At 70.1% G+C, this 21,814-nt stretch carries 24 protein-coding genes and 2 tRNA genes; 12 read left to right on the forward strand and 14 right to left on the reverse strand.

Annotated features, from left to right (window positions below):
• Nucleotides 1-16 precede the first annotated feature (16 nt).
• The 5 genes from J0I43_RS02735 to orn all read right to left on the reverse strand — a co-directional run bounded on the left by J0I43_RS02735 (nucleotide 17) and on the right by orn (nucleotide 1,913).
• Nucleotides 17-508, reverse strand: a complete 492-nt coding sequence (locus tag J0I43_RS02735) for a DUF2017 family protein (RefSeq protein WP_292858618.1) — start codon at nucleotides 506-508, stop codon at nucleotides 17-19.
• The gene (clpS, locus tag J0I43_RS02740; protein WP_292859053.1) at nucleotides 505-804 is read right to left on the reverse strand and encodes an ATP-dependent Clp protease adapter ClpS; all 300 of its coding nucleotides are present in this window, start codon (nucleotides 802-804) and stop codon (nucleotides 505-507) included. Before clpS ends, J0I43_RS02735 begins: the two co-directional genes overlap by 4 nt.
• Nucleotides 804-1,154, reverse strand: coding sequence for a metallopeptidase family protein (locus tag J0I43_RS02745; protein ID WP_292858621.1), 351 nt, complete (start codon nucleotides 1,152-1,154; stop codon nucleotides 804-806). The genes clpS and J0I43_RS02745 overlap by 1 nt, the downstream gene beginning before the upstream one ends.
• Nucleotides 1,155-1,179: 25 nt before the next feature.
• Nucleotides 1,180-1,255, reverse strand: a tRNA-His gene (locus J0I43_RS02750).
• Between the two features lie 34 nt (nucleotides 1,256-1,289).
• On the reverse strand, nucleotides 1,290-1,913 hold the full coding sequence (orn, locus tag J0I43_RS02755) for an oligoribonuclease (protein WP_292858624.1): 624 nt from the start codon (nucleotides 1,911-1,913) through the stop codon (nucleotides 1,290-1,292).
• Between the two features lie 60 nt (nucleotides 1,914-1,973).
• On the opposite strand from orn, the gene J0I43_RS02760 reads away from it, so the two are divergent.
• Nucleotides 1,974-2,045, forward strand: a tRNA-Arg gene (locus J0I43_RS02760).
• Between the two features lie 79 nt (nucleotides 2,046-2,124).
• Nucleotides 2,125-2,334 (forward strand): methyltransferase, encoded by a 210-nt coding sequence (locus J0I43_RS02765; RefSeq protein WP_292858627.1) that lies wholly within the window; start codon nucleotides 2,125-2,127, stop codon nucleotides 2,332-2,334.
• A gap of 30 nt (nucleotides 2,335-2,364) precedes the next feature.
• On the opposite strand, the gene J0I43_RS02770 is transcribed toward J0I43_RS02765, so the two are convergent.
• Nucleotides 2,365-2,985: a hypothetical protein gene (locus J0I43_RS02770; RefSeq protein ID WP_292858630.1), complete on the reverse strand. Its 621-nt coding sequence runs from the start codon at nucleotides 2,983-2,985 to the stop codon at nucleotides 2,365-2,367.
• A 61-nt stretch (nucleotides 2,986-3,046) separates the two neighbouring features.
• On the opposite strand from J0I43_RS02770, the gene J0I43_RS02775 reads away from it, so the two are divergent.
• On the forward strand, nucleotides 3,047-4,462 hold the full coding sequence (locus J0I43_RS02775) for a PLP-dependent aminotransferase family protein (protein WP_292858632.1): 1,416 nt from the start codon (nucleotides 3,047-3,049) through the stop codon (nucleotides 4,460-4,462).
• A gap of 24 nt (nucleotides 4,463-4,486) precedes the next feature.
• On the opposite strand, the gene J0I43_RS02780 is transcribed toward J0I43_RS02775, so the two are convergent.
• Entirely contained in the window at nucleotides 4,487-4,732 is a 246-nt protein-coding gene (locus J0I43_RS02780; RefSeq protein ID WP_292858635.1) for a DNA mismatch repair protein, read from the reverse strand.
• A gap of 254 nt (nucleotides 4,733-4,986) precedes the next feature.
• On the opposite strand from J0I43_RS02780, the gene J0I43_RS02785 reads away from it, so the two are divergent.
• The 4 genes from J0I43_RS02785 (at nucleotide 4,987) to J0I43_RS02800 (ending at nucleotide 8,338) form a co-directional block, all read left to right on the forward strand.
• The gene (locus tag J0I43_RS02785) at nucleotides 4,987-5,592 is read left to right on the forward strand and encodes a single-stranded DNA-binding protein (protein ID WP_292858638.1); all 606 of its coding nucleotides are present in this window, start codon (nucleotides 4,987-4,989) and stop codon (nucleotides 5,590-5,592) included.
• Between the two features lie 70 nt (nucleotides 5,593-5,662).
• Nucleotides 5,663-6,151 carry a hypothetical protein gene (locus J0I43_RS02790; protein WP_292858641.1) on the forward strand — a complete coding sequence of 163 codons (489 nt, stop codon included), beginning with the start codon at nucleotides 5,663-5,665 and terminating at the stop codon, nucleotides 6,149-6,151.
• Nucleotides 6,152-6,186: 35 nt separating this feature from the next.
• A complete protein-coding gene (gene ettA, locus J0I43_RS02795) occupies nucleotides 6,187-7,866 on the forward strand; it encodes an energy-dependent translational throttle protein EttA (RefSeq protein WP_292858644.1) in 1,680 nt (559 codons plus the stop codon).
• A complete protein-coding gene (locus tag J0I43_RS02800; RefSeq protein WP_292858647.1) occupies nucleotides 7,859-8,338 on the forward strand; it encodes a thioesterase family protein in 480 nt (159 codons plus the stop codon). The genes ettA and J0I43_RS02800 overlap by 8 nt, the downstream gene beginning before the upstream one ends.
• 44 nt (nucleotides 8,339-8,382) lie before the next feature.
• Here J0I43_RS02800 and J0I43_RS02805 read toward each other — a convergent pair whose 3' ends face one another.
• Complete coding sequence (locus tag J0I43_RS02805) at nucleotides 8,383-9,222, reverse strand: acyl-CoA thioesterase II (RefSeq protein ID WP_292859056.1); 840 nt, start codon at nucleotides 9,220-9,222, stop codon at nucleotides 8,383-8,385.
• A 101-nt stretch (nucleotides 9,223-9,323) separates the two neighbouring features.
• Between J0I43_RS02805 and J0I43_RS02810 the strand changes: the two genes are divergently transcribed.
• Complete coding sequence (locus tag J0I43_RS02810) at nucleotides 9,324-9,989, forward strand: hypothetical protein (RefSeq protein WP_292858650.1); 666 nt, start codon at nucleotides 9,324-9,326, stop codon at nucleotides 9,987-9,989.
• 56 nt (nucleotides 9,990-10,045) lie between these two features.
• On the opposite strand, the gene J0I43_RS02815 is transcribed toward J0I43_RS02810, so the two are convergent.
• The 6 genes from J0I43_RS02815 to J0I43_RS02840 form a co-directional block, all read right to left on the reverse strand.
• The gene (locus J0I43_RS02815) at nucleotides 10,046-11,710 is read right to left on the reverse strand and encodes an FAD-binding dehydrogenase (protein WP_292858652.1); all 1,665 of its coding nucleotides are present in this window, start codon (nucleotides 11,708-11,710) and stop codon (nucleotides 10,046-10,048) included.
• Nucleotides 11,711-11,739: 29 nt separating this feature from the next.
• The gene (locus tag J0I43_RS02820) at nucleotides 11,740-12,144 is read right to left on the reverse strand and encodes a globin (RefSeq protein WP_292858655.1); all 405 of its coding nucleotides are present in this window, start codon (nucleotides 12,142-12,144) and stop codon (nucleotides 11,740-11,742) included.
• Nucleotides 12,141-13,286 (reverse strand): mechanosensitive ion channel domain-containing protein, encoded by a 1,146-nt coding sequence (locus J0I43_RS02825; protein ID WP_292858658.1) that lies wholly within the window; start codon nucleotides 13,284-13,286, stop codon nucleotides 12,141-12,143. The genes J0I43_RS02820 and J0I43_RS02825 overlap by 4 nt, the downstream gene beginning before the upstream one ends.
• A 77-nt stretch (nucleotides 13,287-13,363) precedes the next feature.
• Nucleotides 13,364-15,910, reverse strand: coding sequence for an aminopeptidase N (pepN, locus tag J0I43_RS02830; RefSeq protein ID WP_292858661.1), 2,547 nt, complete (start codon nucleotides 15,908-15,910; stop codon nucleotides 13,364-13,366).
• 72 nt (nucleotides 15,911-15,982) lie between these two features.
• On the reverse strand, nucleotides 15,983-17,644 hold the full coding sequence (locus tag J0I43_RS02835) for a SulP family inorganic anion transporter (RefSeq protein ID WP_292858664.1): 1,662 nt from the start codon (nucleotides 17,642-17,644) through the stop codon (nucleotides 15,983-15,985).
• A complete protein-coding gene (locus J0I43_RS02840; RefSeq protein WP_292858667.1) occupies nucleotides 17,641-18,006 on the reverse strand; it encodes a helix-turn-helix transcriptional regulator in 366 nt (121 codons plus the stop codon). The genes J0I43_RS02835 and J0I43_RS02840 overlap by 4 nt, the downstream gene beginning before the upstream one ends.
• 71 nt (nucleotides 18,007-18,077) lie before the next feature.
• On the opposite strand from J0I43_RS02840, the gene J0I43_RS02845 reads away from it, so the two are divergent.
• From J0I43_RS02845 to J0I43_RS02860, 4 genes are read left to right on the forward strand one after another with little or no spacing between them, the layout of a single operon-like run.
• A complete protein-coding gene (locus J0I43_RS02845) occupies nucleotides 18,078-18,632 on the forward strand; it encodes a ribose-5-phosphate isomerase (protein ID WP_292858670.1) in 555 nt (184 codons plus the stop codon).
• Between the two features lie 15 nt (nucleotides 18,633-18,647).
• Nucleotides 18,648-19,646, forward strand: coding sequence for an Fpg/Nei family DNA glycosylase (locus J0I43_RS02850; RefSeq protein ID WP_292858673.1), 999 nt, complete (start codon nucleotides 18,648-18,650; stop codon nucleotides 19,644-19,646).
• Nucleotides 19,647-19,653: 7 nt separating this feature from the next.
• Nucleotides 19,654-20,307: an FMN-binding negative transcriptional regulator gene (locus J0I43_RS02855; protein ID WP_292858676.1), complete on the forward strand. Its 654-nt coding sequence runs from the start codon at nucleotides 19,654-19,656 to the stop codon at nucleotides 20,305-20,307.
• Entirely contained in the window at nucleotides 20,304-21,797 is a 1,494-nt protein-coding gene (locus J0I43_RS02860) for an amidohydrolase (RefSeq protein WP_292858679.1), read from the forward strand. Before J0I43_RS02855 ends, J0I43_RS02860 begins: the two co-directional genes overlap by 4 nt.
• The last annotated feature ends 17 nt before the right edge of the window (nucleotides 21,798-21,814 follow it).

The following is a 21,814-nucleotide window of genomic DNA, read 5'->3' on the forward strand; positions in this document are numbered from 1 at the left end:
GGGAAGGCGTGAGGGGTCAGCTGTCGATCGCGTCGAGCAGCCCCTCGAGCCGGTAGCCGAGCCAGTTGTAGACGCCGAAGCGAGGGTGGCGGAGATCCTCGGCGTCATCCGAGATCCCGAGGCGTGTCGCGAGCACGAGTCGGATGGCCGTGAGAGTGCGCATCCATGCGGAGACCGCGTCGCCGTCGAGGTGCAGCGACCGCATCTCTGCGCTCTCGGCATCCGTGAGCATCTCTGGATCGACCGCGAAGCCCGCGTGCGCGAGGGAGTGAGCGACGAGGTCGGCGTCGGCGCGACGACGCTGAAGCAGATCGGACTCGGTGTAGCGACGGAACTCCGCGGCGGCATCGGGATCCTCGCGATAGGCGTCGGGGACGAGACGCGCGATCGCGGGGTCGTCCTGCACGGCGCCGTCGCCGGCATCCGCCAGCACCTCGAGGAACTGTGCCACGAGATCGGCGAGGTGCGCGCCTTCGAGCACGGAGAGCTCCATCACCAGGGTGTTCATGCGCCGCCCTCGCGCACCGTCGCCCACAGACCGTAGTCGTGCATGGCCTGCACATGGAGTTCCATCTGCTCGCGCGCGCCCTCCGCCACGACGGCGTGTCCATCATGGTGGACGGCGAGCATCAACTGTTCCGCTCGTTCGCGCGAGAACCCGAAATAGGTGCGGAACACGTGACTCACGTAGCTCATGAGGTTCACGGGGTCATTCCAGACGACGGTCTGCCACGGGCCCGATGTCGCTGCGGCCTCGTCGAGCACCAGGTCTTCGAGGGGGAGTGCGGATGCCACGGCATCCATCATGCCCACCCCAGCTCGTGCAGGCGTGCGTCGTCGATCCCGTAGAAGTGCGCGATCTCGTGGACGAGCGTCGTGTGCACCTCGTCGCGCAGCTCGTCCACGTCTTCACAGGCGTGCAGATGCGGCTCACGGTAGACGATGATGCGGTCGGGCAGTTCGCCGACGCCGTAGCGGTCTCGCTCCGTGAGGGCCAGGCCGTCGTAGAGGCCGAGGACATCGAGTGAGCCGTCTTCGGGGCGGTCCTCGACGACGAAGACGACGTTGTCGAGGCCGTCGATCATCTCGTCCGGCAGCAGGTCGAGCTCCTCGGTGACGAGCGCATCGAAGGCGTCGGCATCCATCTCGATCATCCGGGTCTCCCGTCGGGGGAGGAAGTGGGGTGGCTAACGGGGCTTGAACCCGCGACCCCCGCGACCACAACGCGGTGCTCTACCAACTGAGCTATAGCCACCATGCGCCTGTTTCCAGGCAACCAGACGATTGTATTACACGCTCGGGGCGTACGTTGACACCGCGGCAGCTGCGGCGGTGCGAGCCTGGTCCGTCGAGGGCCCCGGCGCCGCGACGAAGACCGCTTCGCGGTAGTAGGCGAGTTCGCGGATCGATTCTCGGATGTCGGCCAGGGCGCGGTGGCCGCCGTCCTTCGCGGGGGCGTTGAAGTAGGCGCGGGGGTACCACCGGCGGGAGAGCTCCTTGATGCTCGAGACATCGACGTTGCGGTAGTGGAGCCAGCGATCCACGCGCGGCATGAAGCGCGCGAGGAACATCCGATCGGTGCCGATCGTGTTGCCCGCGAGCGGCGCCTTGCCCTCGGGCACGAAGCGCTGGATGTACTCGAGCGCCTCGAACTCCGCTTCGGCCAGGCTCACCCCGTCCGGGATCTCATCGATCAGTCCGGAGGCCTCATGCATCTTCGTGACGAAGTCGTTCATGTGCTCGAGGGCGGAGTCGTCCGGCTTGATCACGATCTGAAAGCCCGGGTCGAGGACGTTGAGCTCGAAGTCCGTGATCACGATCGCGATCTCGACGAGCTCGTCGACCTCGAGGTCGAGCCCGGTCATCTCGCAGTCGATCCAGACGAGGCGGTCGTTCTCCGCGGCATTCACCATGGCACTCATCCTAACGAGGGGTCCCGACGGGGCAGTTGGCGCCCGCTACGCTTATGGGGCGCCTCCGTAGCTCAGTGGAAGAGCGACGGCCTTCTAATCCGTTGGTCGCAGGTTCGAATCCTGCCGGGGGCACGACCGTTCGCCGTGGCATCCCGGCTCTTCCGCCCGCGCACGCGCAGGCGTAGCGTCGTGGGCGACGAGAGGAGTCATCGTGAGCACCACTTCGTCCACCCTGTGGGTCGCCTACGGCGCCGAAGGCAATGTCGTCGGCACGATCCGTCGCGAGGAAGACGGCTATATCGCCACCATCGCCGGCGCCGACGCGAGTCTCGGCACCTATCCGACGATGGAGATCGCCAAGAGCGCACTGCACGGTCATCTGCCGCCGGGTTCGGACTGGCCGCGCTTCCAGGAGCACTGAGCGCGCAGCGGCTCGGGTCGGCGACCGCGGTCAGGTCGCCGACGCCTGGGCGTGCGTGCGGGCAATCGCTTCGCGGCGACGCCGACGGTCGAACAGCGGCAGAGTGCGGTGCACGAGCGGCCCGATGCCCGCGGCGAAGAGGATCGTGCCGAGGCCGACCGTGCCCCCCAGGAGCCATCCGGCTGCCAGGACGGATGCCTCGACGCACAGTCGCGCGGCCCAGACCGGCCACCCGAAGCGTGCGTTGAGGCCCGTCATGAGGCCATCCCTCGGGCCGGGGCCGAACCGCGCGCCGATGTAGAGCCCCGACGCGATCGCCACGAGGAGCATTCCGCCGACGAAGACGAGCAGCTGGACGAGGAAGCCGCTTGCGGGCGGGACGAGGGCGAGGGTGGCTTGCATGCTCGTGCCGACGAGGAGGATGTTCGCCACGGTCCCGATACCTGGGCGCTGACGCAGCGGGATCCACAGCAACAGCACGAGGAAGCCGACGATGTTCGTGATCCAGCCGATCCCGATGCCGGTCTGCCGCGAAAGACCCTGCGCGAACACGGTCCACGGGTCGAGACCGATCCCGGCGCGCACCATGATCGCGCAGCCGGCGCCGTAGAGCACGAGTCCGACGAGCAATTGAGTGATGCGAAGCGCCATGCAGGAACGATAACGCGAGATTGGACTGACGACGCCAGTCCAATTGGACTATCGTGGCCGCGTGGATTCCCGAATCAGCGCTCGTGCCCTCGCTGCCGCGCTCGGCGGCTGGCGCACCCGCGAACCGGCGTACGAAGCCCTCGCCGACGGCATCCGACTGTTGTGTCTGGACGGCCGTATCGCCGCGCGCACAGCGTTGCCGGCGGAGCGGGAGCTCGCCGCCGCACTGGGTCTCAGCCGCAGCACCGTCGCGGCCGCCTACGGCAGTCTGCGCGGCAGCGCGCACATCGCGAGCGTGCGGGGTTCGGGGAGCATGACGCTGGCGGTGCGCGGCCGAGAGCCGGGTCGTGTCGTCGTGAGCGCCGACGCCATCGATCTGCAGCAGGCGAGCCCGGCGGCCTGGCCGGGGCTGGCGGGGATCATGAGCGAGGTGGCGGCGGATGCCGCCTCGCTCGTCTCCCGCGCGGGGTACGAGGTGCGTGGGTCGCTCGCGCTGCGTGAGGCCGTCGCCGCGCGCTATTCGGCATCGGGCGTCCCGACGGATCCCGACGAGGTGATGGTCACCACGGGCGCGCAGTCGGCCATCCATCTGCTCGCTCAGACGCTCCTGCGGCGCGGTGACCGTGCGCTCATCGAGACCCCGACCTACCCGCACGCGGCGGAGGCCCTGCGCGGTGCGGGGGCGCGACTGGTGGGCGTGCCGGTCTCGACGACTGACGGGTGGGATCTCGATCGGGCGGAGCAGGTCTTCGCGCGGACGACGCCTCGTCTTGCTTACCTCATGCCGCGGTTCCAGAATCCGACGGGTCGCAGCATGGACGACGCGGAGGAGCGTGTGCACGCGGCGGCAGCGGCGCGCGCCGGGAGCGTGCTGATCGTCGACGAGACCACGGCGGATCTCGCGATCGACGGGGCTTCCCCGGGACTCAGCTTCGCCGACGTCCCCGTCGTCCGCATCGGTTCGCTCGGGAAGACGGTGTGGGGTGGCCTGCGGATCGGCTGGGTGCGGGCCGACCGCGACCTCATCTCGGTCCTCGTCGCGTCGCGGCCGCCGCGAGACCTCGGCACGCCGGAGTTCGAGCAGGCGGTCGCCGCCCGCGTCCTGCAGAGGATGCCGGATGTGCTCGCGCAGCGCGCGCTGCTGCTGCGCGAGGGGCGAGACGCCGTGGTCCAAGCACTCCGGGAGCGTCTACCGCGGTGGCGCGTTCCTCCTGTCGCAGGCGGCGTTGCCCTGTGGGTAGAACTCGATGCGCCCCTCAGTTCCGGTCTCGTGCTCGCGGCGCGGCACGAGGGCGTGTATCTGTCGGCGGGCTCCCGCTTCGCCGTCGATGGCGGGCACGACCGCCACCTTCGGATGCCGTTCACCGCGCCGATCCCCGACTTGCGTCGAGCCGTGGACGTCCTCGCCGATGTGTGGCCGGGGGTACGTTCGGCGGCCCCCGTCGCCGTCGGCGACTATCTCGAAGCCCTGGTCTGACCGGGGCACCGGCGCGGCGCGTTCTCAGCGGAGGTAGCGCAGGCATTCCACGGCTTCGCGCGCCGTCCAGAACGCACCGAGTTCGCGCATGCGTGCTGCCGCGAGATCGAATCGCTCGGCGTGGAACCGTGTTCCACGTGGCGCGTCCTCGGCCCGTACATGGCCGAGGACACGTCCCGCGCGGTCGAGCACCCGCCAGCGTCGCGGGGACACGCGCCGCAGAACCACCCCGCGCGCTCCAGATGCGATCTCCGATTCGATGAAGGACATCTCCCACCTCCTTTCCTCGAACATAACTCCGACCTGCGACATCGCTGCGGGCGCGTCTGGACCGCCTGTCGATGCCATCGACTTCTCCACAGGGACGCGATTCGCCGATCTGTCCACAGATGCCGTCCCCGGAGCTCCGCGCGCCTTCTTCGCCCGCGAAGCTGGGCGTGCTCCGGCATCCGGAACAGGGCACACGGGTGCCGGAGCGGCCGCCCTGACGGAGGTGCGGTCACCGATACGAAAGGAATGAAGCAATGACGGACACCATCTCCATCACGGGGAATCTGACATCGGCGCCCGAGCGGATCGAGGTCGCCGGCGGGGTGACCATGGTGAGGTTCGGACTCGCGAGCACGGAACGCCGACTCGACGGCGGCGTGTGGACCGACGTGCACACGAACTACTACAACGTCGCCGTGTTCCGGAAACTCGCCGAGCATGCCTATCGGTCGCTCGAACGCGGGCAGCGCGTCATCGTGGTCGGCAAGCTGAAAGTTCGCCCGTGGGAGTCCAACGGGCGCACGGGCACGAGCATGGACCTCGAGGCGTCGAGCCTCGGCCCCGATCTGATGTTCGGCGTCGCCACTTTCACCAAGACGACGCGACTCGCCGGGCAGGGTGAGGCACCCGCGCCGGAGCCGGAGCCGGAGCCGGAGCCCTCGTGGGCCGCTCCGGGCGCCGCGGACGCAGTTCTCGGTCGGGAGGCGTCGGACTCGCCGTCCGCGGAACGCGGGACGACGACCGTGCACGCGCAGCAGGACGAGGGGAGTGCGGGCGCGAGCTCGGAAGCCTCGGGCGGCGAGCTGGTCGGCGCCGCCGGCTGGGGTGCGCCTGCCGATGCGGAGCAGACGCCCTTCTGACGCCCGCGCGACCATCACGCGACGTCCGGCGACGCCGAGGGCACGTCGCCGCGCCGTCTAGACTCGATGCGTGCGCCGATCCGCTTCCGCCCCGCTCCGGCTCGTCGTCCCCTCCGCACTCGTCGCGGCCGCGCTGCTCCTCGCAGGCTGCACGCCGACCCCGGAGCCGACGCCGTCCGCGTCGAGCCCGTCGGCAACCCCGACCCCGTCGCCCACGCCCACAGGACCGGTGTTCGTCCCCGAGGGCAGCGCGGCACAGAACCTGCCGATCTTCGCGGCGGTGGTGAATCAGATCGCCGCGACGGACGCGCGGTTCCAAGGGCGCGCCTACATCGATGCGCTCGTCGCCGTCGGATTCCCGAAGAGCGAGATGGAAGTCACCAACGATCTGACGACGGTCGGCAATCCTGCCGACTCGATCCAGTTCTCCGTACGGTGGGCGGGGGAGTGCCTGGTGGGGCAGGTGGGTCCGTCGACGCCGGCCCCGACGGCGGTCGTCCTCCCTCTGCTGCCCGGGGGCACCTGCCTCGTGGGCCAGACGAGGCTCATCGACTGGTGATCACGCGGGGCACCGCCGCGTAGACTTGGCCCGTTATGGCCGAATACATCTACTCCATGGTCCGTGCCCGCAAAGCGGTGGGCGAGAAGCTGATCCTCGACGACGTGACGATGTCGTTCCTGCCGGGGGCGAAGATCGGCATGGTCGGCCCGAACGGGGCCGGAAAGTCCACGATCTTGAAGATCATGGCGGGCCTCGACACTCCGTCCAATGGCGAGGCCAAGCTCACGCCCGGCTTCACCGTCGGCATCCTCATGCAGGAGCCCGAGCTCGACGAATCCAAGACGGTGCTCGAGAACGTCCAGGAGGGCGTCGCCATCAAGGCGAAGCTCGACCGCTTCAACGAGATCTCGGCGCTCATGGCGGATCCCGACGCGGACTTCGACGCACTGCTGGCCGAGATGGGCACGCTGCAGGAGGAGATCGATGCGGCGGACGGTTGGGACCTCGATTCGCAGCTCGAGCAGGCCATGGATGCCCTGCGTACCCCGCCCGGCGACGAACCCGTCACGAAGCTCTCCGGTGGCGAGCGGCGCCGCGTCGCGCTGGCGAAGCTCCTGCTGCAGAAGCCTGACCTCCTCCTCCTCGACGAGCCCACCAACCACCTCGACGCGGAGAGCGTCCTGTGGCTCGAGCAGCACCTGCAGTCGTACAAGGGCGCGGTGATCGCGATCACCCACGACCGGTACTTCCTCGACAACGTGGCGGAGTGGATCGCCGAGGTCGACCGCGGCCGGCTGATCGGCTATGAGGGCAACTACTCGACCTACCTCGAGAAGAAGGCGGAGCGCCTCGACATCCAGGGCAAGAAGGACGCGAAGCTCGCCAAGCGTCTGAAGGACGAGCTGGACTGGGTGCGGTCCTCGGCCAAGGGCCGTCAGACGAAGTCGAAGGCGCGACTGCAGCGCTACGAGGAGATGGCCGCCGAGGCCGAGCGCACGCGCAAGCTCGACTTCGAGGAGATCCAGATCCCGGCGGGCCCGCGCCTGGGCAGCGTCGTGATCGAGGCCAAGAAGCTGCACAAGGGCTTCGGCGACCGCACGCTGATCGATGGACTGAGCTTCAGCCTCCCGCCCAACGGCATCGTCGGCGTCATCGGCCCGAACGGTGTCGGCAAGACGACGCTGTTCAAGACGATCGTCGGCCTCGAGCCGCTCGACGGCGGCGACCTCAAGATCGGCGAGACCGTCAAGATCAGCTACGTCGATCAGAGCCGCGCCAACATCGACCCGCAGAAGACGCTCTGGGAGGTCGTCTCCGACGGTCTCGACATCATCACGGTCGGAAAGACCGAGATCCCCTCGCGCGCCTACGTCTCCAAGTTCGGCTTCAAGGGCCCCGACCAGCAGAAGAAGGCGGGCGTCCTCTCCGGAGGTGAACGCAATCGCCTGAACCTCGCGCTGACCCTCAAGGAGGGCGGAAACCTCCTCCTCCTCGACGAGCCGACGAACGACCTCGACGTCGAAACGCTCTCCTCGCTCGAGAACGCCCTCCTGGAGTTCCCCGGGTGCGCCGTCGTGATCACGCACGACCGGTGGTTCCTCGACCGCATCGCGACGCACATCCTCGCCTACGAAGGCACGGACGAGCAGCCGGACAAGTGGTACTGGTTCGAGGGTAACTTCGAGGCGTACGAGGCCAACAAGATCGAACGCCTCGGGCCGGATGCCGCGAACCCGCACCGTTCGACGCACCGCAAGCTGACCCGTGACTGACGGACGCCGCATCCACGTCCCCATCCATCTCCGATGGGGCGATCTGGACGCCTTCAACCACGTCAACAATGCGACGATGTTGAAGCTGTTGGAGGAGGCGCGCGTGCGCGTCTTCTGGAGTCCCATCGCCGGTGAAGAGGCGCCGGACACCGCCGTGATCGACGCCGGACTCGATGCCGGCGAGCTCACGCTCATCGCGCGTCAGGAGATCGAGTACCTCGCCCCGGTGCCCTACCGGCGTGAGCCCCTCGACGTCCAGATGTGGTTCGGCAAGCTCGGCGGGTCGAGCGTGGAGGTCTGCTACGAGGTCTACAGCCCCCTCAGCGACGGGGCGCAGACGCTCTACGCCCGGGCATCCTCGGCCGTGGTGCTCGTGAACGCCCAGACCTTCCGTCCGGTGCGTCTGAGCGATCGCATGCGCGAGGCATGGACGCCGTACCTCGGTGAGCCGGTGGTGTTCGTCCGCCGCTGATCGGGCGTCACGTGACCGTTGCGCGCAGGCGATCGCGGCGAGCCTCAGCCCGCCGTGGGAACGCGCACCATGATCTCCTGCGCGACGCTCGCGACGAGCGCTCCCTCGCGTGTGAAGATCCGCCCGGTCGCGAGGCCGCGGCCACCGCGCGCGCTCGGGGACTCCTGCGCGTACAGCAGCCAGTCGTCGACGCGCGCGGCGCGGTGCCACCACATGGCGTGGTCGAGGCTTGCGACCTTGAGTCCGGGGTGGGACCAGGCAACGCCGTGCGCGCGGAGCACGGACTCCTGGATCGTCAGGTCGCTCATGTAGGCGAGAACGGCGCGGTGCAGGGCCGGATCGTCTCCGATCGGACGACGCGTCCGCATCCACACGTTCTGCGCGGCGACGGGCTCTCCGTCGGCGCCGTCGTAGATGCCGCCTTCCGCATGCACCACCTCTATGGGGCTGTCGGCGAGCAGACGACGGGAGAGCGGGTGGACCGAGGATGCCGCGACGAGGTCCTCCGGGGCGGTGATCCCCGCCGGTGGCGCTGCCTGGTGGTCGAGGCCCGGGTCTTCGTGCTCGAACGAGGCGATCATCGAGAAGATCGGCACGCCCTCCTGGTAGGCCTGCGTGCGGCGGGTCGAGAACGACCTGCCGTCGTGGATGCGGTCGACCGACAGCGTCAGTCCGCGCGTCGCATCGCCCGGCCGCAGGAAGTACCCGTGCATCGAATGCGGCACGCGGTCATCGCCCGTCGTGCGGTCCGCGGCGATGATCGCCTGCGCGAGCACTTGGCCGCCGAAGATGCGCCCCGTGGGCATCGGGTGCGAGACGCCGGTGAAGATGTCCTCCGTCGTGCGTGCGGCGCCGGAGTCGAGGTCGAGCACCTCGAGCATCATCGTCACCGGGTCGAAGTCCGCCCGCTCGCTCTGACCCACTGTGCTCCCGTCCTCGCGATCAGGTCCGAATGCCCTGCCGCCCGCTTGGTAGTTTAGAGCGGATGCCTCACGCGCTCCGCTTCCCCGACGCCGCTACCGCCTCCGATGCCCTCGTCTTCGCGCAGCGCGCCGCGCGACTCGGCGACGGCGCCGTGCGGCTCAAGGCGCAGGACGGTCTGCTCGTGATGACGTCGGCGCCGCTCGCACCGCGCACGCTGCTCGAATCGACGCCTACGGTGCTGGGCATGCGCGTCGTGCCCGTCGATGCCGAGCTCGTCTGCGACCTCGTCGTCGACGCGTCGACGCTCCGCGGTGCGGAGGAGACGGAGCTCGCCCTCCCCGACTCCGCGGTGACGGCACCCTGGGCGGGAATCTCGCCGCCGAGGTCCGGGTGGGAGATCTCGGGTGAGACCGCCGCCGCGACGCTCGCGGCGCGGGCCCAGTGGGGCATCGCCGCGGTGACGGAGGCCGTGCCGACGGATGCCGGGGACGACGCCGTCCACGCCGTCCGCGCATCGGTGTGGGGGGCTGCCGACGAAGACCTCTCCGGGCTGCCGCTCGGTGTCGCATTCGCCGCGTTCGCGCTCGGCTTCATCGCGGGCCAGGAGACGGCGGTGATCCGCCGGAACGGCCCGTGGGTGCGCGTCAGCCTGTCGCGCGGCCACGTGCTCGTCCGCGATACCGTCCGGAGCGGGCTCACCGCGGTGCGGGCGACCGGCGTGGCGTGACGCCCCGCGCGGGGTGACGTCTCGTGTGGCGTGAGCCCGGTGACCGCCCGCCTACGTCAGAGCGCCGTCGCCGCGGCGCGCCCCGCCACTCGTCCCGAGAAGAGGCATCCGCCGACGAACGTGCCCTCCAGGGCGCGGTAGCCGTGCACGCCGCCGCCGCCGAAGCCGGAGGCTTCCCCTGCCGCGTAGAGTCCCGGGATCGGCTCGCCGCTCGCGCCGAGCGCGCGGCCGCTGAGGTCCGTCTCGATCCCGCCGAGCGACTTCCGCGTCAGCACGTGCAGTTTGACGGCGATGAGGGGGCCCGCGGCGGGGTCGAGGATCTTGTGCGGCGCGGCGGTGCGGATGAGCTTGTCGCCGCGATAGGCGCGCGCTGAGCGCAGCATCGCGATCTGGGCGTCCTTCGTGAAGTCGTTGTCCATCTCGCGATCACGCGCCTCGACCTCGCGGCGGACGAGGTCGGGATCGAGCGCATCGCCGCCGGGGAGCGCCTGCATCGCCGCGATCAGCTCGCCGAGAGTGCGCCGCACCACGAAATCGGCGCCGTGGTCGAGGAACGCCTGCACGGGGCCCGCTGCACCCTTGCCGAGGCGGGAGCGGACGAGCAGCGGGAGATCCTTCTCGGTGAGGTCGGGGTTCTGCTCGCTGCCCGAGAGCGTGAACTCCTTCTCGATGATCTTCTGCGAGAGGACGAACCAGGAGTGATCGTGCCCCGTCGCGCGCAGGTGCGCGAGTGTCCCGAGCGTGTCGAAGCCGGGGAAGAGCGGCACGGGGAGGCGCGCGCCGGTGGCATCCAGCCAGATCGACGACGGCCCGGGCAGGATCCGGATGCCGTGCTGCGGCCAGATCGGATCCCAGTTCTGGATGCCTTCGACGTAGTGCCACATGCGGTCGCCGTTGATGAGGCGGGCGCCCGCCGCTGCCGACACCGGCTGCATGGAGCCGTCGACGTAGGCGGGGACGCCGGTGATCATCGTCGACGGGGCGGTGCCGAGGCGCTCCGGCCACTGCGCCCGTACGAGATCGTGATTGCCGCCGATCCCGCCGGAGGCGACGATCGTGGCGCCCGCGGAGACGATGAACGAACCGACCACCTCTCGCGAGGTCGCGACGCCCCGTGCCGCGTCGTCCGCTTCGAGCACGTCGCCGCCGGCGCCCGTCACCGCGCCCGCGTCGGTCGTGAGCTCCGTCACGCGATGACGGGGGAGGATCGTGATGCGGCCGGACTCCTCACCGCGCAGGACCGCCTGCTCGAAAGGGGCCGTGATGCCGGGGCCGGTGCCCCACGTGATGTGGAATCGCGGCACGGAGTTGCCGGGTCCCGTCGCCGTGTATCCGCCGCGTTCGGCCCAGCCGACCACGGGGAAGAAGCCGACGCCCTTCTCGCGCAGCCATGCGCGCTTCTCGCCGGCGGCGAACGCGAGATAGGCCTCCGCCCACCGGCGCGGCCAGTGGTCCTCCTCGCGGTCGAAGCCTGCGGTCGCGAACCAGTCCTGACGTGCGAGGTCGAGCGAGTCACGGATGCCCATGCGACGCTGCTCGGGAGAATCGACGAAGAAGAGCCCGCCGAAGGACCAGAACGCCTGCCCGCCGAGGTTGGCCCGCGACTCCTGGTCGACGATCACGACGGTCTTGCCGGCGGCAGCCGCTTCGGACGCCGCGACGAGCCCCGCGAGCCCCCACCCGATCACGAGGACGTCGGCGTGGTGATGCTGAGAGGGCATGGGCGACTCCTTCGTCGACGGATCGGGCCTCAGGCGCCCGGCGTGGGTTCGAACGTATTGACCATCGCGTGGGCCGCCCGCTGAAGATAGTCCCACAGGGTCGCTTCGTGCAGGGGCGACAGGCCGAGCTCGTCGACAGCGGCGCGCATGTGCAGAAGCCATCGATCGCGTGCGTCGGGGTTGACGTGGAACGGCAGATGCCGCATCCGCAGCCTCGGATGGCCGCGCTGCGCGCTGTAGGTCGTCGGTCCGCCCCAGTACTGCTCGAGGAACAGCGTGAGGCGCTCGGCGGCAGGGCCGAGGTCCTCCTCGGGGTACATCGGCTTCAGGACGGGGTCGGCCGCCACGCCGCGGTAGAACGCGTCGACGAGGCGCACGAAGGTCTCGTGGCCGCCGATCTCGTCATAGAACGATACGGGCGATGAGTCGCTCACGGCTTCTCCTCCGTATCGGGCGCCGCGGAGCGGGGCGTCGAAGGGTCGGGCGCCGCGGTGACGGGCGTCGAAGGGTCGGGCGTCGCCTTCTTCTTCGGGGTGCGACGCGGCTTCCACACGGGCTTCGCGTCGGATGCCGTGGTGACGGGCGTGGGCTTCGTGCGCGGCGGATTCGCGCCGCGCACGCGTTGCGCCCCGTCGGTGCCCGACAGGACGATCGAGTTGAGCTGGGGGAGGGTGACGCCGAGCTCGTCGATCGCGTGCTTGAGGCGCATGCGCAGCTCGCGGGCGACGTCGTCCTTCGCATTCGTGCGCGTCTTCTGGACGAGGCGGATGACGAGGGCGTCGCCGCTGATCGACTCGAGCCCCCAGATCTCGGGCTGATCGATCAGGCGGGTGCGCCACTTCGGGTCCTTCGCGAGGCCCTTCGCGGCATCCATCATCGCCTTCTCGACGTCGCCGATCTCGGCGTCCACGGGCACGGCGAGGTCGATGATCACGCGCGACCAGCCCTGCGACATGTTCCCGATGCGGGTCACTTCGCCGTTGCGCACGTACCAGAGCGTGCCGTTGACGTCGCGCACGTGCGTGACGCGGACGCTGACGTACTCGACGACGCCCGTCGCGAGGCCGAGGTCCACGACGTCGCCGATGCCGACCTGATCCTCCGCGACGATGAAGATGCCGTTGAGGACGTCTTTGACGATGTTCTGCGCCCCGAAACCGAGGCCGGCGCCGAGCGCCGCCGTCAGCAGGGTGAACGAGCCCAGCACGTTCGCGTTGATCGTGAAGACCACGAGGATCAGGGCGATGATGACGATCGTCGTGTTGACGATGTTGCTGAGGATCGACCCGAGAGTGCGGGTGCGCTGGATGATCCGCACCTGCGCGAGGGGCGAGTTGTCGACGGCTCGGGTGTCGTCGGTGGCGGCCTTGTCCTTCGCGCCCCGGACGATCCGGTTGACGACGCGCGTGATGAGCCGGCGCATCAGCCAGGCGATGATCAGGCCGCCGACGATGATCGCGGCGATCGTGAGGAGCTTCGTTCCCGCGTCCGCGAGGAAGTTCAGGAGATCCGGGCCGACCTGATCCCAGGAGAAGCCCGTCGCGGGGTCCGGGGTGGTCTGGAGGGGGGTGCGCATCGCTCCGATACTACCGACGCCTCCTCAGCGCCCGCTGGGCATGAGGAGGCGTCGGCAGAGCGGCGTCATCGCACGGTTCAGGCCGCGTCGCGCTCCTGCACCGCGAGCGCGCGCTCGACGCCCGCGAGGTTCTCCCGCACGAGGCGGCGGAGCGCCGGAGCGGCATCCTGGTGCGCGTCGAGCCAGCGACGCGTGGCGTCGCGGAGCGCGGTGTTCGCGAGCGAAGCCGGGTAGAGGCCGATGATGAGGTACTCGGCGATGTGGTAGGTCCGGCTCTCCCACACGGGCAGCAGCATGTCGAAGTACGGGTCGACGAAGGATGCCAGCGCCTCGAGCCCGTTCGGGTTCACGAAGCCGAGCGTGGACGAGCGCACGACCGTGTTGGGGAGGTCCGCCGAGTCGATCAGCGACGCCCACGCGGCGCGCTTCGCCTCGACCGTCGGGAGCGCGGCCTTCGCCTGCGCGGCGAACTCCCCGCCCTTCGCGGTGTTGTCGACGGCGAGCGCCGCGTCGATGTCGGCCGCCGAGACCTCGCCACCGGCGGCGAGGGAGACGAGGAGCGCCCACGAGAGGTCGGCGTCGATCTCGAGCCCTGCGAGCGTCGCGTCGCCGTCCCGGAGCGCCCGCACCTGCGCCCACTGGGCGGGGGTGGCGGCCGCGCTCGCGAAGCCCGTGACGAACTGCAACTGGCTGTCGCTGCCGGCCTCGGCGGCCTGCGCGAGCGCCCAGAGGCCGTCCGCCACCTTCTCGCGCGTCGCCTGGCGCCGCTCGGGCGCAACGTAGGAGTTCGCGGCGAGCTGCAGCTGACCGAGGGTCGTGCGGACGGTCGTCGACTCGGTCTCGGCGCCGATGTTCGCAAGCACGAGGTCGACGTAGTCGGATGCCGACGCGTCGGCGTCGCGCGTCTGGTCCCACGCGGCGCCCCAGACGAGCGAGCGGGCGAGCGGGTCGGCGATCTTCCCCAGGTGGGCGATCGCGGTCTTCAGCGAGCGCTCGTCGAGGCGGATCTTCGCGTAGGCGAGGTCGTCGTCATTGAGGAGGACGAGGTCGGGCTGGGCGTGACCGACCAGCTCGGGAACCTCGGTGAGGTCCCCGTCGACGTCGAGCTCGACGTGGTGCGTCCGCACGAGCGCGTCGCCCTGGAGGTCGTAGAACCCGACGCCGAGCCGGTGCGGGCGGATCGTCGGGTAGTCGGCGGGTGCTGTCTGCACGATCGCGAAGCGCGTGATGGTGCCGGCGGCATCCGTCTTCAGCTCCGGCGCGAGCGTGTTGACGCCCGCGGTCTCGAGCCACTTGCGTGACCATGTGGACAGGTCGCGGCCGCTCGTCGCCTCGAGTTCGGTGAGGAGGTCGCGCAGCTCGGTGTTCCCGAACGCGTGCTTCTGGAAGTAGGCGCCGACGCCCGCGAAGAACTCGTCGATGCCGACCCAGCTCGTGAGCTGCTTGAGGACCGAGCCGCCCTTCGCGTACGTGATGCCGTCGAAGTTGACCTCGACGTCGTGCAGATCATTGATCTCGGCGACGACGGGGTGCGTCGACGGGAGCTGATCCTGCCGATACGCCCAGGTCTTCTCCATCGCGTTGAAGGTCGTCCAGGCCTCTGTCCACTCGGTGGCCTCGGCGGTCGCGATCGTCGACGCCCACTCGGCGAACGACTCGTTGAGCCAGAGGTCGTTCCACCACTTCATCGTGACGAGGTCGCCGAACCACATGTGCGCGAGCTCGTGCAGGATCGTGACGACGCGGCGCTCCTTGACGGCATCCGTCACCTTGGAGCGGAAGACGTAGGTCTCGGTGAAGGTCACCGCGCCGGCGTTCTCCATCGCGCCCGCGTTGAACTCGGGGACGAACAGCTGGTCGTACTTCTCGAAGGGGTACGGGTAGCCGAACTTCTCCTCGTAGTATGCGAACCCCTCGCGGGTCTTCTCGAAGATGTAGTCGGCGTCGAGGTGCTGCCACAGGCTCTTGCGACCGTACACGCCGAGCGGGATGACGCGTCCCGAGGCACTCGTCAGCTCGGAGAACGTGGCCTCGTACGGGCCGGCGACGATCGCCGTGATGTACGACGAGATGCGCGGGGTCGGCGCGAACGACCACGTCGCCGCGCCGTCGTCGCCCGGAACGGGCTCGGGAGTGGGAGAGTTCGAGACGACCTTCCAGGCCGCCGGAGCGGTCACCGTGAACTGGAACGTGGCCTTGAGGTCGGGCTGCTCGAAGACGGCGAACACGCGTCGCGAGTCGGGCACCTCGAACTGCGAGTACAGATAGACCTCGCCGTCGACGGGGTCGACGAAGCGGTGCAGGCCTTCACCGGTGTTCGTGTAGAGGCAATCCGCGTCGACGATGAGCTCGTTCTCGGCGGCGAGGTCCTCGAGGCGGATGCGCGAGTCGGCGAAGGCGGTCGCCGGGTCCACCGTGACGCCGTTGAGCGTGATCTCGCGGACGCCCTGCGCGATGAGGTCGATGAAGGTCGTCGCGCCGGGGGTCGCGCTGAACCGCACGACGGCGCGGGAGCCGAAGACCTCGGCACCCTTCGTCAGATCGAGCGCGACGTCGTAGCTGTGCGTGTCGACGAGCGCGCGGCGCTCCTGCGCTTCGGTGCGGGTGAGATTCTGTCCAGGCACTGAGGTACTCCCGTTGGTGAGGGTGTGGAGGCGTACCGCCGCGCTGCTGGCGTCGACGGCAACCTGTCCAGCCTACGCGGTCGCGGTTTCCCGCCGCACGTGGCTGCGGGCGTGGGCGATCGCGGAGGGCAGATCGTCGAAGAGATGGTTGTGGTGACGGAGTGCGGCGAGCACGCCGACCGTGCGGAAGAGGCTGTCATGCTGCGGCTGGATGCCTTTGATCAGCACGGTCACGCCGCGGCGCTCGAGGCTGTGCACGATCTCCTCGAGGGCGCGGGCGCCCGTGGCATCCACGAGCTCCACACGGCTCATGCGCAGGATGACGACGTCGACGCCGTCGACGGCGTCGACCGCCGCGCGCACGCGATCGGCGCCGGCGAAGAAGAGCGGCCCCTCGATGCACAGGACCGCGATGCGCCCGTCGCCGGGCTGCGCGGGGCCTGCGAGCGGCTCGCGCCGCACGGAGGACGCGCGGGCGAGCCCCCGGACGGCCACGATCCCCGCGAAGACGACGCCGATCGCGACGGCGACGATGAGGTCGAACGACACCGTGATGACGGCGGTGGCGACGAAGGCGACGGCGTCCGCGCGTGTCGAGCGCAGGAGGGCGCGCACGGTTCCGAGATGCACCATGCGCACCGCCGTGACCATGAGGACGCCGGCGAGCGCGGCCAGGGGGATCGCGCCCACCGGTCCCGAGGCGACCAGCACGACGGCGAGGAGCACGACCGCGTGCACGATGGCGGCGATGCGCGACCGTCCGCCGGAGCGGACGTTGACGGCGGTCCGCGCGATCGCGCCCGTCGCCGGCATCCCGCCGAACAGTGCCGATCCGATCGACGCGAGACCCTGCCCGACGAGCTCGCGGTCCGGGTCGAAGGGGCCGGTGTCGGCGAGGGTCGTGGCGACGCGGGCTGACAGGAGTGACTCGATCGCCGCGAGGGCGCCGACCGTGAGCGCCGGGGCGACGAGCGCGCCGAGCGTCGCGACATCGAGCGTCGGCAGGGTGGGCGCGGGAAAGCTCGCCGGAAGCGCGCCGATGCGCGCGAGCGGCGCGGGCAGAACGATGCACAGAAGCGTCACGACGACGATGCCGACGAGCGATCCCGGGAGGGCGCGGTGCACGCGCGGCGCGATCAGCATGCAGGCGGCGACGACCGCGACCGCACCGAGTGCCCAGAGCAGGTACGCCGGGTCGAGGCCGGCGAGCGACTGCGCGGCGGCGACGAGCGCGTTGGAGCTGTGCTCGGATGCGGCGGGCGTGTGCGGGGAGACGAGCGCCGGGATCTGCTGCGCGAAGATGATGACGCCGATGCCGAGCGTGAACCCTTCGATGACGGGCCACGGGATGAAGGACACCGCGCGTCCGAGTCGCAGGACGCCGGCGACGACGACGATGACGCCGGCGAGGAGGCTGACGACGGCGACCGCTCCCACACCGTGCGCCGCGACGATCGGCACGAGCACGACGACCATCGCGCCCGTCGGCCCGGACACCTGCACCTGCGAGCCGCCGAAGACGGCGGCGAGGAAGCCGGCGACGACCGCCGTGATGAGCCCTGCCTCCGCCGAGAGTCCGGAGCTGACGCCGAATCCGAGCGCGAGGGGGAGGGCGACGATGCCGACCGTGAGCCCCGCGAGGAGGTCCCCGCGCCACGTGCGCCCCGCGTGTGCGTAGTCCCCTCGCGAGGGGAGCAGCGCCCGCGCGGAGCTGCGGACGGATGCCCACGTCACCGCGCGCTCCCGATGACGGGCAGCGCCTGCGCGTCGCGCAGGAGGTCGCCGTCGGCGGCGAGTACGTCGAGGAGCAGTTCGCGCGCAGCGGTGAGGAGCCGCGCGACCGAGGGCTCCGTCAGGCGGTAGTAGACGTGGCTTGCGCGGCGTTCCGAGACGACGAGGCGGTGGCGCCGCAGCACCGCGAGGTGCTGCGAGAGGTGGGATGCCTCGAGGCCCGTCTGCTCCTGGAGCTCGGCCACGCTGCACTCCGGGGCGGCGCTGAGCAGCTCGAGGATGCGGATGCGGAAGGGATGAGCGAGCCCTTTGAAGAGGTTCGCCTTCACTTCGTAGAGCGGCTTCTCACGACGATTCAATGACATGATGAAGTCATCATATCGAAAGGCGGATCGTGCGCTGATCGCGTCGACGGACGGCTCCCTAGGATGGACGCATGCGCATCCACATCGCGACCGATCATGCCGGCCTCGAGTTCTCCACCCAGCTGCAGCACCATCTCGCGAGCCAGGGCCACGAGGTCGTCGATCACGGTCCCATCGAGTACGACCCTCTCGACGACTACCCGGCGTTCTGCATCCGTGCGGCCCAGGCCGTCGTGCGCGATCAGCGCTCCGGCATCCCGACGCTCGGCGTCGTCTTCGGCGGCTCGGGCAACGGTGAGCAGATCGCCGCCAACAAGGTGGAGGGCGTCCGAGCTGCGCTCGTGTGGTCGATCGCGACTGCCGAACTCGCGCGCGAGCACAACGACGCGAACGTCATCGCGATCGGTGCGCGCCAGCACACCTTCGAGGAGGCGGTGACGTTCATCGACCGTTTCATCGCGACGCCGTTCTCGGGCGAGGAGCGTCACGCACGTCGCATCGCGCAGCTGGCGGACTTCGAGCGCGACGGATCGCTCCTGCCCGACCCCCGCGCGGGGTGGCCGGACTCCGCGCCCGCACCCCACGGTGGCGAGTCCGCGGACGCGTTCGACCCCGAAGCCGGCTGATGGGCGGAGACACCGATGCCTGAAGGTCACTCCGTCCATCGCATCGCGCGCCAGTTCGACCGCAACGTCGTCGGGCGCAGGGTCGCGGCATCCAGCCCACAAGGCCGCTTCACGGAGGGGGCCGCGCTGATCGACGGACGCGAGGCGGTGGAGGTCCGTGCGGTCGGCAAGCAGATGTTCCTCGCCTTCGAGGGCGAGCTGTGGCTGCGCGTCCACCTCGGGATGTACGGAGCGTGGGACTTCGCGGGGGAGATCCTCGTCGATCCGACGATCGCGTCGGCGAACGGGCGGATGGGCCAGACCAACCAGCGGGGCACGGACCTCGGGGATGCGGTGCTGGATGCCGCCGGCGAGAACTCCCTCAGCTCGATCGGCGCGCCGCGCCGGGCGCGGGGACGCGTGCGGATGAGCGAGCAGACGCGGGGCCTCGCAGACGACGACGAGGACTTCCCGCCGCCCGTCGTCGGCCAGGTGCGACTGCGCCTGCTCACCGAGGTGACGTGTGCGGATCTGCGTGGACCGACCGCGTGCGAGCTGCAGACCCCCGACGAGGTCCAGGCGACGATCGCGAAGCTCGGACCGGACCCGCTCGTCGACGATGTCGCCGCGGGCGAAGAGCGCTTCGTCTCGGTCGTCCGTCGCAAGCCCACGCCGATCGGTCTCCTTCTGATGGACCAGAACGTCGTCAGCGGGATCGGCAACGTCTATCGCGCCGAGCTGCTCTACCGGGCGCTCCTCGACCCGCACACGCCGGGCAAGCTCGTCCCCGAGGAGCTCGTGCGCGCGATCTGGCGCGACTGGGCGAGGCTGCTGCGCATCGGCGTCGAGACCGGACAGATGATGACGATGGACGACCTGGATCCCGAGGCCTACCGCCGCGCGATGGCGAGCCGCGACGACCGCCACTGGGTCTACCACCGCGCAGGTCTGCCGTGCCGCGTCTGCGGAACGGAGATCGTCCTCGAGGAGATGGGCGCCCGCAAGCTCTACTGGTGCCCGTCCTGCCAGAAGTGAGAGTCGAATGAGACAGAACCCGAGCTTCGCGATGATGGATGCCGCGGAGCTTCGCCGTGTCATCGAGCTGAACCCCTGGGTGACGCTCGTGAGCGGGACCGATGACGGTCTCGTCGCGTCGCACTATGCCGTCCTCCTCGACGAGGACCGCGACGACCTCACGATCGTCGGACACGTCGGCAAGCCCGACGATGCGATCCTCGGGCTCGGTGAGCGCGAGCTTCTCGTCATCGTGCAGGGCCCGCACGGCTACATCTCACCCGGATGGTACGGCGAAGGGCCGAACGTGCCGACGTGGAACTTCGTCTCGGTGCACCTGAGCGGAACGCCCGAGATCCTGACCCCCGACGAGAACCTGCGCGTCCTCGACCGGCTGGTCGCGCGGTTCGAGAGCTCCCTTCCGCAGCCGCGCCTGCTCTGGCAGCCGCCGAACGACGAGGAGTACGTCCGGCGGCTCGAGCGCGGCACGGTCGGATTCCGCCTCACGCCGACGAAGGTCGTGGCGAAGCGGAAGCTCAGCCAGAACCGCGCGGACGAGGTCGTCGACACGATCATCGGCGAGCTCGAGGCCGGGGCCGGGGCCTACGCCGACCCGCGCCTGCCGAACGAGATGCGGCGTGCGCACGACGCGCTGCGCTCTGCCCGGGCGGCGCGGTCGTGATCCGCGGCGACCAGCCCACGGTCATCGCGAACGCGCGACTGACGGGTGCGGATCGCCTCGATCCCTTCGGCGACGACGTCGTCGACGTGCATCTCGCGGCGGGCATGATCACCGACATCGCACCCGCGCGGGCGCTTCCGCGTCGCGGCGCCGTCCTGGATGCCGGCGGCGGCTGGGTCATCCCTGGGCTCTGGGACCATCACGTGCACACGGTGCAGTGGGCGCTCGTCGCGCAACGCGAGCCGCTCGGCCACGCGGCATCCGCTGCCGGCGCGGCCTCGATCATGCGGCGCGCCCCGCTGCTGAGGGACGGGCGTCGCGTCGGCACGGGCTTCCGCGACGCGCTCTGGACGGATGCGCCCACTCTCGCCCTCCTCGACGAGGCGACCGGCGACGTGCCGACCTATCTCATCAACGCCGACGTGCACAGCGTGTGGCTCAACAGCGCCGCGTTCCGCCGTGAGGGCTTCGCGGCCGACGCGAGCGGGCTCCTCCGTGAGGAGCCCGCGTTCGAGATCTCCCGCCGGCTCAATGCCGCCGACCCGCTCGACGGCGACCGCCTCGTCACGGCCGCGCTCGACACCGCGGCATCCCGCGGCATCGTCGGCGTGGTCGACCTGGACATGGCCTGGAACGCCGAGGCGTGGGCGCGCCGCCGGGATGCGGGTTTCGACGCGACCCGCATCCGGTTCGGGATCTATCCGCCGCAGCTCGAGCGGGCCATCGCGGAGGGGCTTGCGACCGGCGACGCGCTCGACGAGGCGGGTCTCGTCCGCGTCGGCGCACTCAAGGTCATCACGGACGGATCGCTGGGGACGCGGACCGCCGCGACGGCGCACGCGTATCCGGGCGATCCGCACAACCACGGCGTTCTGACGGTCGCTCCGGACGCCCTCGTCGAGCTGATGACGCGCGCGACGGGCGCCGGCCTGGAGTGCGCCGTGCACGCGATCGGCGACGTCGCGAACTCCCACGCGCTCGATGCGTTCGCCACGACCGGCGCCGCGGGCACGATCGAGCACGCGCAGCTCGTCGCCCATGCCGACATTCCGAGGTTCGCGCGCCTGGGCGTCGCGGCGAGCGTCCAGCCCGAGCACGCGATCGACGATCGTGACATGACCGACACCATCTGGTCGGGGCAGACCGGCATCCCGTACCCGCTGCGCTCGCTCGCCGCTGCCGGCGCGAACCTGCTGTTCGGCTCGGACGCGCCCGTCGCGCCGCTCGACCCGTGGGCGGCGATGGCGGCAGCGGTCTTCCGCACGCGCGACGGGCGCCCGGCGTGGCGGCCGGAGGAGTCGCTCGATGCCGGGGCGGCCCTCGCCGCCTCGACCGCCGGAGGATCACTCACGCGCGCGACGCTCCTGCCGGGCGACGACGCCGACCTCGTCGTCATCGATCGCGACCCGCTCGCGGTCGACGAACCGGGCCTGCGCGCTACGCAGGTGCAGGCGACGCTCCTCGCCGGGCGTCTCACTCATATCTCTTGAGTGCCCGTCTCCGGAAC

Origin of the sequence: Microbacterium sp., assembly GCF_017305435.1 — a bacterium.
Lineage (GTDB): Bacteria > Actinomycetota > Actinomycetes > Actinomycetales > Microbacteriaceae > Microbacterium.